This is a genomic window from Bacillus sp. FMQ74, from assembly GCF_001875785.1.
Taxonomy (GTDB): Bacteria; Bacillota; Bacilli; order Bacillales; family Bacillaceae; genus Bacillus; species Bacillus stercoris.
Window position 1 is genome coordinate 55,026 of record NZ_MOEO01000006.1, and the last position, 14,677, is coordinate 69,702.

The window sequence follows — 14,677 nt, forward strand, 5'->3', positions numbered from 1 at the left end:
CCTCTTTAGGGGAGATATTTTGAAAAGCGCCTTAAAGGAGTGAATAGGATGTCTGAAGCATATAAAAACGCAGGAGTTGACATCGAAGCCGGATATGAAGCTGTAAAACGAATGAAAAAACACGTGGAGCGCACGAAACGGCTTGGCGTTATGGGCAGCCTTGGCGGTTTTGGCGGCATGTTTGACCTGTCTGAGCTTTCTTATCAAAAGCCAGTTCTCATTTCGGGAACGGACGGTGTCGGCACAAAATTAAAGCTCGCTTTTTCCATGGATAAGCATGACACGATTGGCGTGGACGCTGTTGCAATGTGTGTCAATGATGTGCTGGCACAAGGTGCAGAGCCGCTGTTTTTCCTCGATTATTTAGCGGTCGGCAAAGCGGACCCTGTGAAAATTGAGCAGATCGTACAAGGTGTGGCAGACGGCTGTGAGCAGTCAGGCTCAGCCTTAGTCGGCGGTGAAACAGCTGAAATGCCGGGGCTCTATACAGCTGATGAATACGATATTGCCGGTTTCTCAGTCGGAGTGGCAGAAAAGGATGAAATCGTGACTGGAGAAAACATCAAAGAGGGCCATCTTTTGATCGGCCTCAGTTCCAGCGGCCTTCACAGCAACGGATTTTCCCTTGTCAGAAAAGTGCTTCTGGATGATGCAGAGCTGGATCTTGATACAACATACGAACCGTTTGACCGCCCCCTTGGCGAGGAGTTGCTTGAACCGACAAGAATTTACGTGAAGCCTGTGCTTGCCGCAGTCAAAAGCGGAAAAATCGACGGCATGGCACACGTCACAGGCGGAGGATTTATCGAAAATATCCCGCGCATGCTTCCAGAAGGCTTAAGTGCGGAAATCGATCACGGGTCATGGCCGATCCCGCCAATTTTTTCTTTCTTGCAAGAGTACGGCAAGCTGAAGGAAGAAGACATGTTCAACGTCTTTAATATGGGTATCGGTTTTGTTTTGGCAGTCAAAGAAGAGCATTTGACAGATGTGATCGGAACTCTTGAAAGCCATGGCGAAAAAGCCTATTTGATCGGGCGTGTGAAAAAAGGCCAAGGCGTCACATTTGGCGGTGCGGCACTTTCATGAAAAAGTTTGCGGTATTTGCATCAGGAAACGGTTCAAACTTCGAAGCCATCGTCACGCGTTTGAAGGAGGAGAACTGGGATGCGTCAGTAGCGCTCCTCATTTGCGACAAACCGCAGGCGAAAGTCATCGAACGGGCAGAAGCATTCCACATTCCATCCTTTGCATTTGAACCGAAGTCTTATGAAAACAAGGCAGCATTTGAAAAAGCCATCATTGAACAGCTTCGTCTTCACGAGGTTGAATTGATTGTTCTTGCCGGCTATATGAGGCTGATTGGTGATACGCTCCTTCAAGCATATGGAGGGAAAATCATTAACATTCACCCGTCGCTTCTTCCGGCGTTTCCTGGGATCGACGCAGTCGGACAGGCGTATCGCGCGGGTGTGAAGGTGGCCGGAATCACCGTGCATTATGTCGATGAAGGAATGGACACAGGTCCGATTATTGCTCAAAAGGCAATCGAAATTGATGAACATGATACATTGGAAGCCATCGAACAGCGGATTCACAAGCTTGAGCATAAATGGTATCCGAGTGTGATTAAACAGCTATTAGGATTAAATAACAGAGGTGAAAAGGCATGACCATTAAACGTGCATTAATCAGTGTTTCAGATAAAACAAATCTCGTTCCTTTCGTAAAAGAACTGACAGAGCTTGGCGTTGAAGTCATCTCAACAGGGGGAACGAAAAAGCTTCTTCAAGAAAACGGTGTGGATGTGATCGGAATTTCTGAAGTGACAGGATTTCCTGAAATTATGGACGGCCGGTTAAAAACCCTTCACCCGAATATTCACGGCGGCCTTCTGGCGGTTCGCGGCAATGAAGAGCATATGGCGCAGATCAATGAACACGGGATACAGCCGATTGACCTCGTTGTCGTCAACCTCTATCCATTTAAAGAAACGATTTCTAAAGAAGATGTCACATATGAAGAAGCGATTGAAAACATCGACATCGGCGGACCCGGCATGCTGCGTGCGGCATCAAAGAACCATCAGGATGTCACGGTTATCGTCGATCCGGCCGATTACAGCCCAGTGCTGAAGCAAATCAAAGAAGAAGGCGGCGTATCACTTCAGAAAAAACGCGAACTGGCGGCAAAAGTATTCCGTCATACTGCGGCATATGATGCATTGATCGCTGACTATCTGACAGACGTTGTCGGTGAAAAAGAACCAGAGCAATTTACTGTGACATTTGAGAAAAAACAATCGCTTCGCTACGGAGAAAACCCGCATCAGGAAGCGACATTCTATCAAACAGCTCTTCCTGTTAAAGGATCTATTGCGCAAGCAGAACAGCTCCACGGAAAAGAGCTTTCTTACAACAACATTAAAGACGCGGATGCAGCAGTTCAAATCGTTCGTGAATTCACTGAGCCGGCTGCGGTTGCTGTAAAGCATATGAATCCTTGCGGCGTAGGAACAGGAAAAACGATCGCAGAAGCCTTCGACAGAGCGTTTGAAGCGGATAAAACATCTATCTTCGGCGGCATTATCGCATTGAACCGTGAAGTGGACAAGACAACTGCCGAAGCGCTTCACAACATTTTCTTAGAAATCATCATTGCGCCTTCATTCAGCCAAGAAGCGCTTGACATCCTGACTGCGAAGAAAAATCTTCGTCTGCTGACGCTTGACGTATCTGCTGCTGTTCAAAAGGAAAAACAGCTGACATCCGTTCAAGGCGGGCTGCTGATTCAAGATTTAGATATGCACGGCTTCGATGATGCGGAGATCAGCATTCCGACAAAAAGAGAGCCGAACGAGCAAGAATGGGAAGACTTGAAGCTTGCTTGGAAAGTCGTGAAGCACGTGAAATCAAATGCGATCGTTCTCGCGAAGGATAACATGACAGTCGGCGTGGGAGCAGGCCAAATGAACCGCGTCGGATCAGCGAAAATTGCGATTGAACAAGCAGGAGAAAAAGCGAAGGGCAGTGCACTCGGCTCTGATGCATTTTTCCCAATGCCGGATACTGTTGAAGAAGCGGCAAAAGCGGGTGTTACGACTATCATTCAGCCGGGGGGATCTGTGCGTGACGAGGATTCCATCAAAAAAGCGGATGAATACGGCATTGCCATGGTCTTCACCGGCATCAGACACTTCAAACATTAAGGGGATGAAAACGACGTGAATGTATTAATTATCGGTAAAGGCGGAAGAGAGCATACGCTGGCATGGAAGGCAGCGCAAAGCAGCCTCGTCGAGAATGTATTTGCCGCTCCCGGAAATGACGGCATGGCAGCTTCCGCACAGCTTGTAAACATTGAGGAAAGCGACCACGCAGGGCTTGTCTCATTTGCAAAAGAAAATCAGGTTGCCCTGACAATTGTCGGCCCTGAGGTTCCTTTAATTGAAGGTCTTGTGGATGAATTTGAAAAAGCGGGTCTGCGTGTGTTCGGCCCGTCAAAAGCCGCGGCGATCATCGAAGGAAGCAAACAGTTCGCTAAGGACTTAATGAAGAAATACGACATTCCGACCGCAGAATACGACACGTTTACATCCTTTGATGAGGCGAAGGCATATGTGCAGGAAAAAGGCGCTCCGATTGTCATAAAAGCAGATGGACTTGCAGCTGGAAAAGGCGTTACTGTGGCTATGACAGAGGAAGAAGCAATCGCATGTCTGCATGATTTTCTTGAGGATGAAAAGTTCGGTGATGCAAGCGCGTCTGTCGTCATTGAAGAATACCTTTCTGGTGAAGAATTTTCTTTAATGGCCTTTGTCAAGGGAGAAAAGGTGTATCCAATGGTCATTGCCCAGGATCACAAGCGTGCATTTGACGGAGACAAAGGCCCGAACACGGGCGGAATGGGGGCTTACTCTCCAGTTCCGCAAATTTCGAAAGCAACGGTCCGCCATGCGGTAGAAACCATCGTGAAACCGGCCGCCAAAGCAATGGTACAAGAAGGCCGTTCCTTTACTGGCGTTTTGTACGCTGGATTGATGCTCACTGAAAACGGCTCGAAGGTTATCGAATTTAATGCCCGTTTCGGCGATCCGGAAACGCAGGTCGTGCTTCCGCGCATGGAATCTGATCTGGTGCAGGTGCTTCTTGATCTTTTAGATGATAAGGAAGTTGACTTAAGATGGAAGGATACCGCGGCAGTGAGTGTCGTGCTTGCTTCAGAAGGGTATCCGGAAAGCTACGCAAAAGGCACGCCGATCGGCAGCCTTGCAGCAGAAACTGAACAGGTTGTCGTTTTCCATGCCGGAACGAAAGCAGAAGGCGGAGAGTTCGTTACAAACGGAGGCCGCGTCGCCAATGTGACGGCTTTTGATGAAACGTTTGAAGCGGCTAGAGACCGAGTGTACAAAGCGGTTGATGAAATATTCAAACCGGGACTCTTTTTCAGAAAAGACATTGGGGCACGCGCTTTAAAGGCTGCCCAAAAATAAGTGAGGAAAACCCGCAGATTAATCTGCGGGTTTTTTATTATGTAAAAGCGGGGTGGTGAGCGGAAGAAGAAAGCACAACGAGTGTGGTCGGTTTTCCATGGGCCATCGAGGCGTCAATAAAATCTTCAAGCGTATGTACCGATTCAGTCACGACCTTTGTCACATAGCTGTACATCCCTGTGATACGGTGGTTTTCTGCTACATCAGGATGCGCTTTTGCAAAGGCGGCGTAGTGCTTGCAGCTTTTCGGCTCCATGAGAATAAAAGCGGTGACATGCTTGTTTAGTTTTTCGTAACAGATATTCGCGCTGTAGCCGGTAATCACTCCTTTGTCTTCAAGCTTCCTGACACGCTCCGCCGCGCTTGGCGAGCTGAGTCCGACAAGCTTTCCCAGCTCAACCATCGTTAATCTGCCGTTTCGCTGCAAATGCGAGAGAATCTGAAGGTCTGTATTGTCCATTTGTCTGGCTCCTTTACATATTTAGGCGAATGAATAAAAATTCCTTTGATCATAAGGTAATGCGGTTGATTTAACTTCATTGTAGCATATGGATGCCGTCTTATTTTTTCTATAATAAAGCCATCAATCAGAGAGGAGGCATCATGGTTGCCAGAATTGCAGCGTTCTATTACTTGGATACAAGGGACAGCGTTAACGATTGGGGCCGTTTTAGGCTGCGGGATATTAATTCTGCCGTCTGTGACAGCTGACGCAGCCGGCCCCGCTTCTTTATTTGTTTGGGGGTTCATGTCCTTCTTATCTTTTCTTCTTGTCGGCACGCTGGCCCGGCTTGTGAAAATAGCGCCCAGCGCGGGAGGAATCACGGCTTATGTGCAGCTGGCTTTTCAGAAAAAAGCCGGGGCTATTTTGGGCTGGATCATGTTAGGGTCCGTTCCGATCGGCGTTCCCATCATCGCTTTGACTGGCGCGAATTACGTCAGTTACGTCACAGAGGCGGCGGATTGGCAGGTTACATCGATTGCTGGTTGTATGCTGGCTATATCTATTTTGCTTCATATAAGAGGGATTCAACTTTCAGCAAACATCAGTACACTCGTTATATGTGTCATCGTATTTCTGCTTGTCACTTCTATTGCAGTGTCATTGCCACACGTCACGATAGCAGAATTCAAGCCGTTTCTTCCGCATGGCTGGTCTGCCGCGGGATCTGTATCTGTTATGATTTTTTTCTCTTTTGTAGGCTGGGAAATGATTACCCCGTTGGCTGAGGAATTTCATCGCCCTGAAAAAGATGTCCCGCTCAGCTTGTTTTTGGCAGCGTCTTGTGTGGCAGGCCTGTATATCATGCTGTCATTTGTGACAGTGGGGACTCATTCATATGGAGAGAATGGAGAAATTGCATCGCTTGCCATGCTCATCTCAAAAGGAGCAGGGAAAAGCGGTGTATACGTCACGGTATGCTTAGCGCTGTTTATTACATTCGCCACCATTCACGCCAATATTGCTGGTTTTTCCAGAATGGTGTACGCATTGGCGAGAGAGGGGCACATCCCCGTATTTTTTGGAAAACTCAGTGTGACAAAACGTACGCCTATCCGTGTTTTGACAGCGATGGCCGCAGTGTTTGGCTTAGTGCTTGCAGCGCATGGCGTGTTTCAAATCGATTTGACGACTCTGTTGAAAGGACCTAGCGCGGCTTTTATCGCATCTTACATATGTACAATGGCGGCAGCACTGAAACTGCTGGGCAGGAGAGATATAGGCTGGTGGATGGCGCTCGGGGCGTTTGTGGCGTGCGCGGTGATTTACTCATTCAGCGGCTGGGCGCTCTTTTATCCAGCTGTGCTGGCAGCTGCAGGATTTTTCTATATGAAAACAAAGGGTGGGCATAAAAAAAAGCTCGATCACGTGTCGTGATCAAGCTTTTTCATTTATCCGTTATGCTGGCCGTTATTTCCAGAATCGCTGTTTTGAAACATGTAGGTCACAGGGCAGAAGCGCAGGATTCCCGAACCCGCTTTCATGGCCCCCATAAAGATGTAAAAGAGATGCATTCTGCACCAAGGTTTTTTCGTAAACTTTGCGCTTGCGGCTGACATAATCGTCAATCCGCAGGCGATTCTGAAGACGGCATTGATGAGACTGATGTTTGGCTTCATGGAAATCCGCTCCTTTTTACTTAAAAAAGTTTTTTAATCGAACCTTCAAAAATTTGTAACGTTTTTATCGTGCGTGATGAGGAAGGATGTGATACCATGAGTCTAATACATATAAAGGAGAGTATGTGAATGTCCGAACGCACCTTTAACTGGAAAAACAAAGACATCAGGGCACAGGTTGATGTTGTAGACTCAAAGCTGCTTCCAACGCTCCTTTTACGGAATGCTCTCGTCTTAAACCCATATGTAAAACAATGGCTGAAAAAAAACATTTGGATTTATCAGGACCGCATTGTTTATGTGGGTCATGAACTTCCGAATAGAGCCGAAAAAATTCATACGATTGATTGTGAAGGAAAATACATTGTGCCAGGCTATATTGAACCGCACGCACATCCTTTTCAAATATATAATCCCCAAACATTGGCGGAATATGTGTCTCAATACGGAACCACGACATTTGTGAATGATAATTTATTTTTGCTTTTGCAAAGCGGAAAAAAGAAAGCGCTTACGATTTTGAATGAACTCAAAAAGCAGCCTGTCCAGTATTTCTGGTGGTCACGCTATGACCTCCAGACAGAGGTTCTGAACGAGGACCACGTCCTTCCGTTTGACGTCAGAAAACAGTGGATTGAACATCCGGATGTGATTCAAGGCGGAGAAATGACCGGATGGCCTCGCCTTGTAGATGGTGATGATTTAATGCTCCACTGCATGCAAGCTACAAAGAAACAGAGAAAGCGCATTGAAGGGCATTTTCCCGGCGCTTCTGATAAAACGCTTACAAAAATGAAGCTATTCGGAGCGGATTGCGATCATGAAGCGATGACAGGTGATGAAGTGATGAGAAGGCTGGAACTGGGCTATTATGTTTCCCTTCGGAACTCTTCCATTCGCCCTGATGTAAGAAAAATCTTGCAGGAGCTGCATGAGAAGGGCTTTCGCTATTATGACCACTTCTTTTACACGACAGACGGCGCGACGCCGAATTTCTATAAAGGCGGCATGACAAACGAGCTGATCCGCATCGCGTTAGAAGAAGGCGTACCTGCAATCGACGCCTACAATATGGCATCGTTTAATATCGCAAAGTATTACCAAATGGATGATTATTTAGGAGTTGTCGGGCCGGGCAGACTGGCATCGCTGAACATACTGGAAGATCCGCTAAATCCAAATCCCGTGACTGTTCTGTCAAAAGGGACCATCCTGCGAGAAGACGGCTGTGATTTGAAGGCGTTTACAAAGATGAACTGGAACAAAGGCGGTCTTGTCCCGCTTGAGCTTTCATATGATATGACGATGGATGATTTGCAGTTTTCCATGCCGATGGGCGTGAAAATGCGGAATGCGGTTATTATGGAGCCGTATATGATTGAGATCGACAATTCGATGGAACAGCTCTCATTTGACCATGATGAAAGTTATTTGACAATGCTTGATAAGCATGGGAAATGGCGCGTCAACACAATGATAAAAGGCTTTGCCTCAAGCGTGCAGGGATTTGTTAGCTCCTTTACGACGACAGGCGATATTGTCGCGATTGGTAAAAATAAAGCGGATATGCTGCTCGCTTTCGCCCGCATGAAAGAGATCGGAGGCGGAATCGTTCTGGCGGAAAATGGGAACATTCTTTATGAAATTCCGCTTGCGCTGTGCGGCTGCGCCTCTTCAGAAGCATATGAAGTCGTGCTTGAAAAGGAACAGAAGCTGAGAGATCTTTTGACAGAAAGAGGCTACAAATTTAGTGATCCCGTCTATACGCTGCTCTTTTTGCAAAGTACGCACCTTCCGTATATACGCATTACGCCGAGAGGAATCTTCGACGTCATGAAAAAAACTGTACTCTTTCCATCGATAATGCGTTAAAATATAAAAGAGCGGGGAGCCGACATATGAAAAAATGGATGACAGTTTGCGTGCTGTGTTTCGTGTTTTTTCTGCTTGTATCTTGCCAGCAGAAGGACGCTGTCCCGGATTCCGCAAAGAAGCCGAAAGCTCCTTTGACGGGACTGGAGATTGAACAGAAGGTGACTGAACGCCGGCCTGTTGCTGTTGTGGTGAACAATCACCCGAAGGCGAGGCCGCAGTCTGGACTGTCTAAAGCCGACATTGTCATAGAAGCGCTTGCAGAAGGGCAGATCACACGATTTCTGGCCATTTTCCAAAGCCAGATGCCAGAAACTGTCGGACCTGTGCGGAGCGCGCGGGAATATTTCGTCACTCTCAGCAATGGCTTTGACAGCATATTTGTCCATCACGGCTGGAGTCCCGGCGCCAAAGAGCAGCTAGAATCCGGAGCTGCCGATTATATAAACGGATTGGATTTTGACGGAAGCATATTTTGGAGAGCTGATTTCAGCAAACCGCCCCATAATTCCTACACGTCTTATGATTACATAAAAAAGGCGGCGGAACAAAAGGGATATGAGCTGAAGCGGGAAACAAATCCGCTGCTGTTTCAAACATCAGAAGCAAAACCTGCAAATGAATCTTACAATGTTCGGGTAGATTATGGAACAAAAAACGTTACAAATCTTGTCGAATACAACTATGATAAAAAAGCTGAATCTTATATAAGAAGCTCTGATGGTGTCATAACGACAGACCGGGAAACCGGAAAGCCGGTTGCAATGCAAAATATTTTCATTGTTGAAGCCAGCCATCATATTATTGATCAAGATGGAAGGCGGGACATCGACTTGGAATCAGGGGGGAAAGGTCTTTTGTTTCAGCACGGAAACGTCATTGAAACAGACTGGAAACAAGTGAATGGCAGAATTGTGCCGGTAAAAGACGGCAAGTGGCTTCCGTTTGTGCCAGGAAAGACTTGGATCAATATCGTACCTGATCTTGATGCGGCTTCCATTAGTAAAGGAGAAGGTGTGTAACGATGCAAATCGATAAATTACGCGGCAAAGAGCTGGACCAGTTATTTAACTCGATCTTATCGCTGAAAGACCTGGAGGAATGTTACCGATTCTTCGATGATCTATGCACAATTAACGAAATTCAATCGCTGGCTCAGCGCCTAGAAGTGGCTCGCATGCTTCGCGAAGGAAACACGTATCATAAGATTGAAACAGAAACAGGCGCTTCCACGGCTACGATTTCCCGTGTGAAACGCTGCTTAAATTACGGAAATGACGCTTATGAAATGGCGCTTGACCGTGTGAAGGAAACGGAAACTGAGTCTTCTTCAAAATAACAAAGAACCGCCCTGCCGTTCGGCAAGGGCGGTTTCTTTATGAAACAAATTGATGGATCAGGTTGTCGATATCGACAATGCTGCCATCCTCTTTTCGATAGACAACATGCTCCTTGGAAAAGTGAATCGGCGAATTGATCCCTGCTGCGGCTGCAAGGTTAAACAGCCCCTCGCGCAGTGAAATAACATAGTTGCAGACACGGTGCTGTTTTTCCTCAACGCTCAACGCTTTTTGCAATTTCGGATCTGTCGTCGCTACACCTGCCGGACAGGTGTTGGTATGGCAGACGAGAGCGCGGATGCAGCCAACCGAAAACATCATGCCGCGTGCGATGTTAACAAAGTCAGCGCCGAGGGCTAAGGCGACCGCTATTTTATCAGGAGTCAAGAGTTTTCCGGAAGCAAAGATTTTCAGCTGTCTGCGCAACCCGTACTGTCTAAGAAGCGTGTCAACAATAGGCAGCGCTGTCATAATCGGAAGGCCGACTGTATCCGCGAGTTCGTAAAAGGAAGCTCCGGTACCGCCTTCACTTCCGTCGATCGTGATAAAATCCGGATGCTTTCCGCTTTTCTGCATATAAGAGAAAAGCTCATGCAATTCTTCAGGATGCCCTGCGACCAGTTTAATGCCGACTGGCTTTTGTCCCACATCCCTAAGTTTTTCAATAAAGTCGAGCATTTCAGGAGGGTTTGAGAATTCATAAAAGCGGTTCGGGCTGTCAATCGACTTTCCTGGTTCGACATTCCGGATGTCTGCCACTTCCTCTGATACTTTGGCGCCGTCCACATGGCCGCCCCGGGTTTTCGCTCCTTGTGCCAGCTTTAACTCAAACGCTTTAATCTGGTCAATCCTGCTTTTTCTTTTAAATTCCTCCCACGAAAATTCCCCGTTTCTTTTGCGCACGCCGAATAGGCCCGGTCCGATTTGGCAAATGATATCGGCACCGCCCTTTAAGTGATACTCAGACAATCCTCCCTCACCTGTATTCATCCAGGTGCCGCCTGCCTGATGGAGCCCTTTTGAGAGCGCCGTAATTGCCCGTTCTCCAAGGGAACCGTAGCTCATTGCAGACTGGCCGATTAATCCCTTCACGTAAAATGGCTTTTCGCATGTATGCTCGCCAATCACCTGCACATCATCAGGATGAAGAAAATACGGATCTGCTTTGATACGTTCGGCGTGCTCCTTGCGTTTGAAGAGATTGTCAGCATCCATTTTATAGATTTGGGTTTCAATTTTTGGCGTTTGATTTACGTGCATTTCTTCCCTTTGTTTTGGAAACATAGCGTTACGGATATAATAGCCGGGTTTATCAAAATCTCTTACAGATCCAAAGCCCATCATTCTGCTTTTGTATTTGCCGGAGATAACCGTTTGCTCATATTCCTTGCGGGAAAAAGGCTGCTCTTCATTGTCATTGCTATATAAATACTGTCTGAGCTCCGGCCCGATTTTTTCAAGGATATACCGAAACCTTCCGATGAGGGGATAGTTGCGAAGAATTGAGTGCTCCTGCTGTTTTTCATCCTTTATGTAGATCCAGGCAAATAAGACGATCGGGATAGCGATAATCCCAATGATAAATGCGATGAGTGCTATAATAATGGTTTCCATCTCTCAGCCTCCCTTTTTTATGTAACCATTTCCACAGTTGAACACTTTCCAAACAATAGCAGAGGGAATCTGGTGAAAAATGTGCGCTTCTGCAGAGACAAGACTCACCCGCGCAGGTACGTCAGCCTGCTCTCTTTTTTTATGAAAAAAGAATCAAAACACCTTTTTCAGTGAATAACGAGATTAACGGCTTTTTCCGTTTTTCCGCGCTATGTGAATTTGTTATAATGTTTAAATGGTAACAAACGAATGGAGGAACGTATGACGTGTACGATGTAACGGAGTGGAAGCATGTCTTTAAACTCGATCCAAATAAAGATTTGCCTGACGAACAGCTGGAGATCCTTTGCGAATCAGGAACGGATGCGGTCATTATCGGAGGAAGCGATGGTGTGACAGAGGATAATGTCCTGCGGATGATGTCTAAGGTCAGACGGTTTTTGGTGCCGTGTGTCCTTGAGGTGTCAGCGATTGAAGCGATTGTTCCCGGCTTTGACTTATATTTTATTCCGAGTGTATTAAACAGCAAAAACGCGGATTGGATTGTCGGAATGCACCAGAAAGCCATGAAGGAATACGGAGAACTGATGTCTATGGAAGAAATCGTGGCGGAGGGCTACTGCATCGCAAATCCAGATTGCAAAGCGGCGGCACTGACTGAAGCGGATGCCGAAATGAGTACTGACGATATTGTCGCTTATGCGCGTGTGTCAGAGCTGCTGCAGCTGCCGATTTTTTATTTAGAATACAGCGGCATGCTTGGAGACATAGAAGCTGTCAAGAAAACGAAGGCTGTATTGGAAACGTCCACCTTGTTTTATGGAGGCGGCATCAAGGATGCGGAAACGGCCAAACAGTATGCAGAGCATGCGGACGTGATCGTTGTAGGCAATGCGGTGTATGAAGATTTCGACAGGGCTTTGAAAACAGTAGCGGCTGTGAAAGGCGAGTAGTAAATTGTACGGATTTGGTTTATGATAGAACATATGTTTTGTATAGGCGGGTGAACAAATTTTGAATTATATTAGCAATCAATTACTAAGCGGTTTAAATCCCGTTCAGCAGGAAGCAGTCAAAACAACGGACGGGCCTCTTTTGCTGATGGCGGGAGCGGGAAGCGGAAAGACGCGTGTCCTGACACACAGAATCGCTTATTTAATGGCGGAAAAGCATGTGGCGCCGTGGAACATTCTGGCGATCACATTTACAAATAAAGCAGCACGCGAAATGAAAGAACGTGTGGAAAGCATCCTCGGACCCGGTGCGGACGATATCTGGATTTCCACATTCCACAGCATGTGCGTGCGGATCTTGCGCAGAGATATCGACCGGATTGGGATTAACCGAAATTTCTCCATTCTTGATACGGCTGACCAGCTTTCAGTGATCAAGGGGATTTTGAAGGAACGCAATCTTGATCCGAAGAAGTTTGATCCGAGAAGCATCCTCGGCACGATCAGCAGTGCGAAAAACGAATTGACCGAACCGGAGGAATTCTCTAAGGTTGCCGGAGGCTACTACGATCAGGTGGTTAGCGATGTATATGCTGATTATCAGAAGAAGCTATTGAAAAACCAGTCGCTCGATTTCGACGATTTAATTATGACGACGATTAAACTGTTTGACCGTGTGCCGGAAGTGCTTGAATTTTATCAGCGCAAATTCCAGTACATCCATGTCGATGAGTATCAGGATACGAACAGGGCACAATACATGCTCGTTAAGCAGCTTGCCGAGCGTTTCCAGAACCTTTGCGTTGTCGGGGACTCTGATCAGTCGATCTACAGATGGCGCGGCGCGGATATCACCAACATTCTTTCATTTGAAAAAGATTATCCGAATGCAAGCGTGATTTTGCTAGAACAAAACTATCGTTCAACGAAACGGATTTTGCGCGCGGCTAACGAGGTCATTAAAAATAACTCTAACCGCAAACCGAAAAATTTGTGGACGGAAAACGATGAAGGCATCAAAATTTCTTATTATCGCGGTGATAATGAGTTCGGTGAAGGACAGTTTGTCGCCGGCAAAATTCATCAGCTTCACAGTTCAGGCAAGCGGAAGCTGTCGGATATCGCCATTTTATATCGGACAAACGCGCAGTCCCGTGTGATTGAGGAAACGCTTCTCAAAGCGGGCTTGAACTATAACATTGTCGGCGGCACAAAGTTCTATGACAGAAAAGAAATTAAAGACATTCTTGCGTACCTGCGCCTCGTATCCAATCCGGATGACGATATCAGTTTCACGCGCATTGTCAATGTGCCAAAGCGCGGAGTTGGCGCGACATCACTTGAGAAAATCGCTTCGTATGCGGCCATAAACGGTTTGTCATTTTACCAAGCGATTCAGCAGGTTGATTTTATCGGCGTCAGTGCCAAAGCAGCCAACGCGCTTGACAGCTTCAGACAGATGATTGAGAACCTGACCAACATGCAGGATTACTTATCCATTACAGAGCTGACAGAAGAAATTCTTGATAAGACCGAATACAGAGAAATGCTGAAGGCTGAGAAATCGATCGAAGCCCAAAGCCGTTTAGAAAACATCGACGAGTTCCTGTCTGTTACGAAAAATTTTGAACAGAAAAGTGAAGACAAGACACTCGTTGCGTTCCTGACAGACTTGGCGCTGATTGCAGACATTGATCAGCTTGACCAGCAGGAGGAAGAGTCAGGCGGAAAGGATGCAATCACCCTGATGACCCTGCACGCAGCAAAAGGACTGGAGTTCCCGGTTGTTTTCTTGATGGGGCTTGAAGAAGGCGTCTTCCCGCACAGCCGTTCTCTCATGGAGGAAGCGGAAATGGAAGAAGAACGCCGCCTCGCGTATGTTGGGATTACAAGGGCGGAGCAAGAGCTTTATCTGACCAATGCTAAAATGCGCACCTTGTTTGGCCGGACGAATATGAATCCGGAATCTCGCTTCATTGCTGAAATACCGGATGATTTATTGGAAAACCTAAATGAGAAAAAAGAAACGAGAGCGCCGTCTGCGAGAAAAATGCAGCCGAGACGCGGCCCTGTTTCGCGTCCGGTATCCTACGCCAGCAAAACAGGCGGCGACACCTTGAACTGGGCAGTCGGAGATAAGGCGGGCCATAAAAAATGGGGAACAGGAACTGTCGTCAGCGTGAAAGGCGAAGGTGAAGGAACAGAACTCGATATTGCCTTCCCGAGCCCTGTCGGCGTGAAACGCCTGTTAGCGGCATTTGCTCCTATTGAAAAGCAGTAATTGA

At 46.9% G+C, this 14,677-nt stretch carries 13 protein-coding genes; 10 read left to right on the forward strand and 3 right to left on the reverse strand.

The genetic code is table 11. From position 1 onward, the window contains the following. Positions 1 to 48 precede the first annotated feature (48 nt). From purM to purD, 4 genes are read left to right on the forward strand one after another with little or no spacing between them, the layout of a single operon-like run. Entirely contained in the window at positions 49 to 1,089 is a 1,041-nt protein-coding gene (gene purM, locus BLL41_RS13050) for a phosphoribosylformylglycinamidine cyclo-ligase (RefSeq protein ID WP_071578155.1), read from the forward strand. Next, positions 1,086 to 1,673: a phosphoribosylglycinamide formyltransferase gene (gene purN / locus BLL41_RS13055; RefSeq protein ID WP_071578156.1), complete on the forward strand. Its 588-nt coding sequence runs from the start codon at positions 1,086 to 1,088 to the stop codon at positions 1,671 to 1,673. The genes purM and purN overlap by 4 nt, the downstream gene beginning before the upstream one ends. After that, entirely contained in the window at positions 1,670 to 3,208 is a 1,539-nt protein-coding gene (gene purH, locus BLL41_RS13060; RefSeq protein WP_071578157.1) for a bifunctional phosphoribosylaminoimidazolecarboxamide formyltransferase/IMP cyclohydrolase, read from the forward strand. Before purN ends, purH begins: the two co-directional genes overlap by 4 nt. A gap of 15 nt (positions 3,209 to 3,223) precedes the next feature. Then, the gene (gene purD, locus BLL41_RS13065) at positions 3,224 to 4,492 is read left to right on the forward strand and encodes a phosphoribosylamine--glycine ligase (protein ID WP_071578158.1); all 1,269 of its coding nucleotides are present in this window, start codon (positions 3,224 to 3,226) and stop codon (positions 4,490 to 4,492) included. 37 nt (positions 4,493 to 4,529) lie between these two features. Here purD and BLL41_RS13070 read toward each other — a convergent pair whose 3' ends face one another. Then, the gene (locus BLL41_RS13070; RefSeq protein WP_071578159.1) at positions 4,530 to 4,952 is read right to left on the reverse strand and encodes an Lrp/AsnC family transcriptional regulator; all 423 of its coding nucleotides are present in this window, start codon (positions 4,950 to 4,952) and stop codon (positions 4,530 to 4,532) included. 147 nt (positions 4,953 to 5,099) lie between these two features. On the opposite strand from BLL41_RS13070, the gene BLL41_RS13075 reads away from it, so the two are divergent. Further along, complete coding sequence (locus BLL41_RS13075; protein ID WP_071578160.1) at positions 5,100 to 6,371, forward strand: APC family permease; 1,272 nt, start codon at positions 5,100 to 5,102, stop codon at positions 6,369 to 6,371. Positions 6,372 to 6,385: 14 nt separating this feature from the next. Here the strand turns inward: BLL41_RS13075 and BLL41_RS13080 are convergent, their stop codons facing one another. Beyond that, entirely contained in the window at positions 6,386 to 6,613 is a 228-nt protein-coding gene (locus BLL41_RS13080) for a YgaP family membrane protein (protein WP_071578161.1), read from the reverse strand. Between the two features lie 129 nt (positions 6,614 to 6,742). Between BLL41_RS13080 and BLL41_RS13085 the strand changes: the two genes are divergently transcribed. From BLL41_RS13085 to BLL41_RS13095, 3 genes are read left to right on the forward strand one after another with little or no spacing between them, the layout of a single operon-like run. Then, positions 6,743 to 8,485 (forward strand): adenine deaminase, encoded by a 1,743-nt coding sequence (locus BLL41_RS13085; RefSeq protein WP_071578162.1) that lies wholly within the window; start codon positions 6,743 to 6,745, stop codon positions 8,483 to 8,485. Positions 8,486 to 8,511: 26 nt separating this feature from the next. Further along, entirely contained in the window at positions 8,512 to 9,507 is a 996-nt protein-coding gene (locus BLL41_RS13090) for a DUF3048 domain-containing protein (RefSeq protein WP_071578163.1), read from the forward strand. 2 nt (positions 9,508 to 9,509) lie between these two features. Continuing rightward, positions 9,510 to 9,824: a YerC/YecD family TrpR-related protein gene (locus BLL41_RS13095; protein ID WP_003219429.1), complete on the forward strand. Its 315-nt coding sequence runs from the start codon at positions 9,510 to 9,512 to the stop codon at positions 9,822 to 9,824. Positions 9,825 to 9,861: 37 nt separating this feature from the next. On the opposite strand, the gene BLL41_RS13100 is transcribed toward BLL41_RS13095, so the two are convergent. Next, positions 9,862 to 11,439 (reverse strand): FMN-binding glutamate synthase family protein, encoded by a 1,578-nt coding sequence (locus tag BLL41_RS13100; RefSeq protein WP_071578164.1) that lies wholly within the window; start codon positions 11,437 to 11,439, stop codon positions 9,862 to 9,864. Positions 11,440 to 11,705: 266 nt separating this feature from the next. Between BLL41_RS13100 and pcrB the strand changes: the two genes are divergently transcribed. Together pcrB and pcrA are read left to right on the forward strand one after the other, a co-directional pair. Further along, the gene (pcrB, locus tag BLL41_RS13105) at positions 11,706 to 12,392 is read left to right on the forward strand and encodes a heptaprenylglyceryl phosphate synthase (protein ID WP_071578165.1); all 687 of its coding nucleotides are present in this window, start codon (positions 11,706 to 11,708) and stop codon (positions 12,390 to 12,392) included. Between the two features lie 61 nt (positions 12,393 to 12,453). Next, positions 12,454 to 14,673, forward strand: a complete 2,220-nt coding sequence (gene pcrA / locus BLL41_RS13110) for a DNA helicase PcrA (protein WP_071578166.1) — start codon at positions 12,454 to 12,456, stop codon at positions 14,671 to 14,673. The last annotated feature ends 4 nt before the right edge of the window (positions 14,674 to 14,677 follow it).

Bases quoted from the DNA above. Each gene is read 5' to 3' on its own strand.
- purN (WP_071578156.1), top strand. From the start codon at position 1,086: ATGAAAAAGTTTGCGGTATTTGCATCAGGAAACGGTTCAAACTTCGAA.
- BLL41_RS13095 (WP_003219429.1), top strand. From the start codon at position 9,510: ATGCAAATCGATAAATTACGCGGCAAAGAGCTGGACCAGTTATTTAAC.
- BLL41_RS13100 (WP_071578164.1), bottom strand. From the start codon at position 11,439: ATGGAAACCATTATTATAGCACTCATCGCATTTATCATTGGGATTATC.
- BLL41_RS13080 (WP_071578161.1), bottom strand. From the start codon at position 6,613: ATGAAGCCAAACATCAGTCTCATCAATGCCGTCTTCAGAATCGCCTGC.
- BLL41_RS13090 (WP_071578163.1), top strand. From the start codon at position 8,512: ATGAAAAAATGGATGACAGTTTGCGTGCTGTGTTTCGTGTTTTTTCTG.
- purM (WP_071578155.1), top strand. From the start codon at position 49: ATGTCTGAAGCATATAAAAACGCAGGAGTTGACATCGAAGCCGGATAT.
- purH (WP_071578157.1), top strand. From the start codon at position 1,670: ATGACCATTAAACGTGCATTAATCAGTGTTTCAGATAAAACAAATCTC.
- BLL41_RS13070 (WP_071578159.1), bottom strand. From the start codon at position 4,952: ATGGACAATACAGACCTTCAGATTCTCTCGCATTTGCAGCGAAACGGC.
- BLL41_RS13085 (WP_071578162.1), top strand. From the start codon at position 6,743: ATGTCCGAACGCACCTTTAACTGGAAAAACAAAGACATCAGGGCACAG.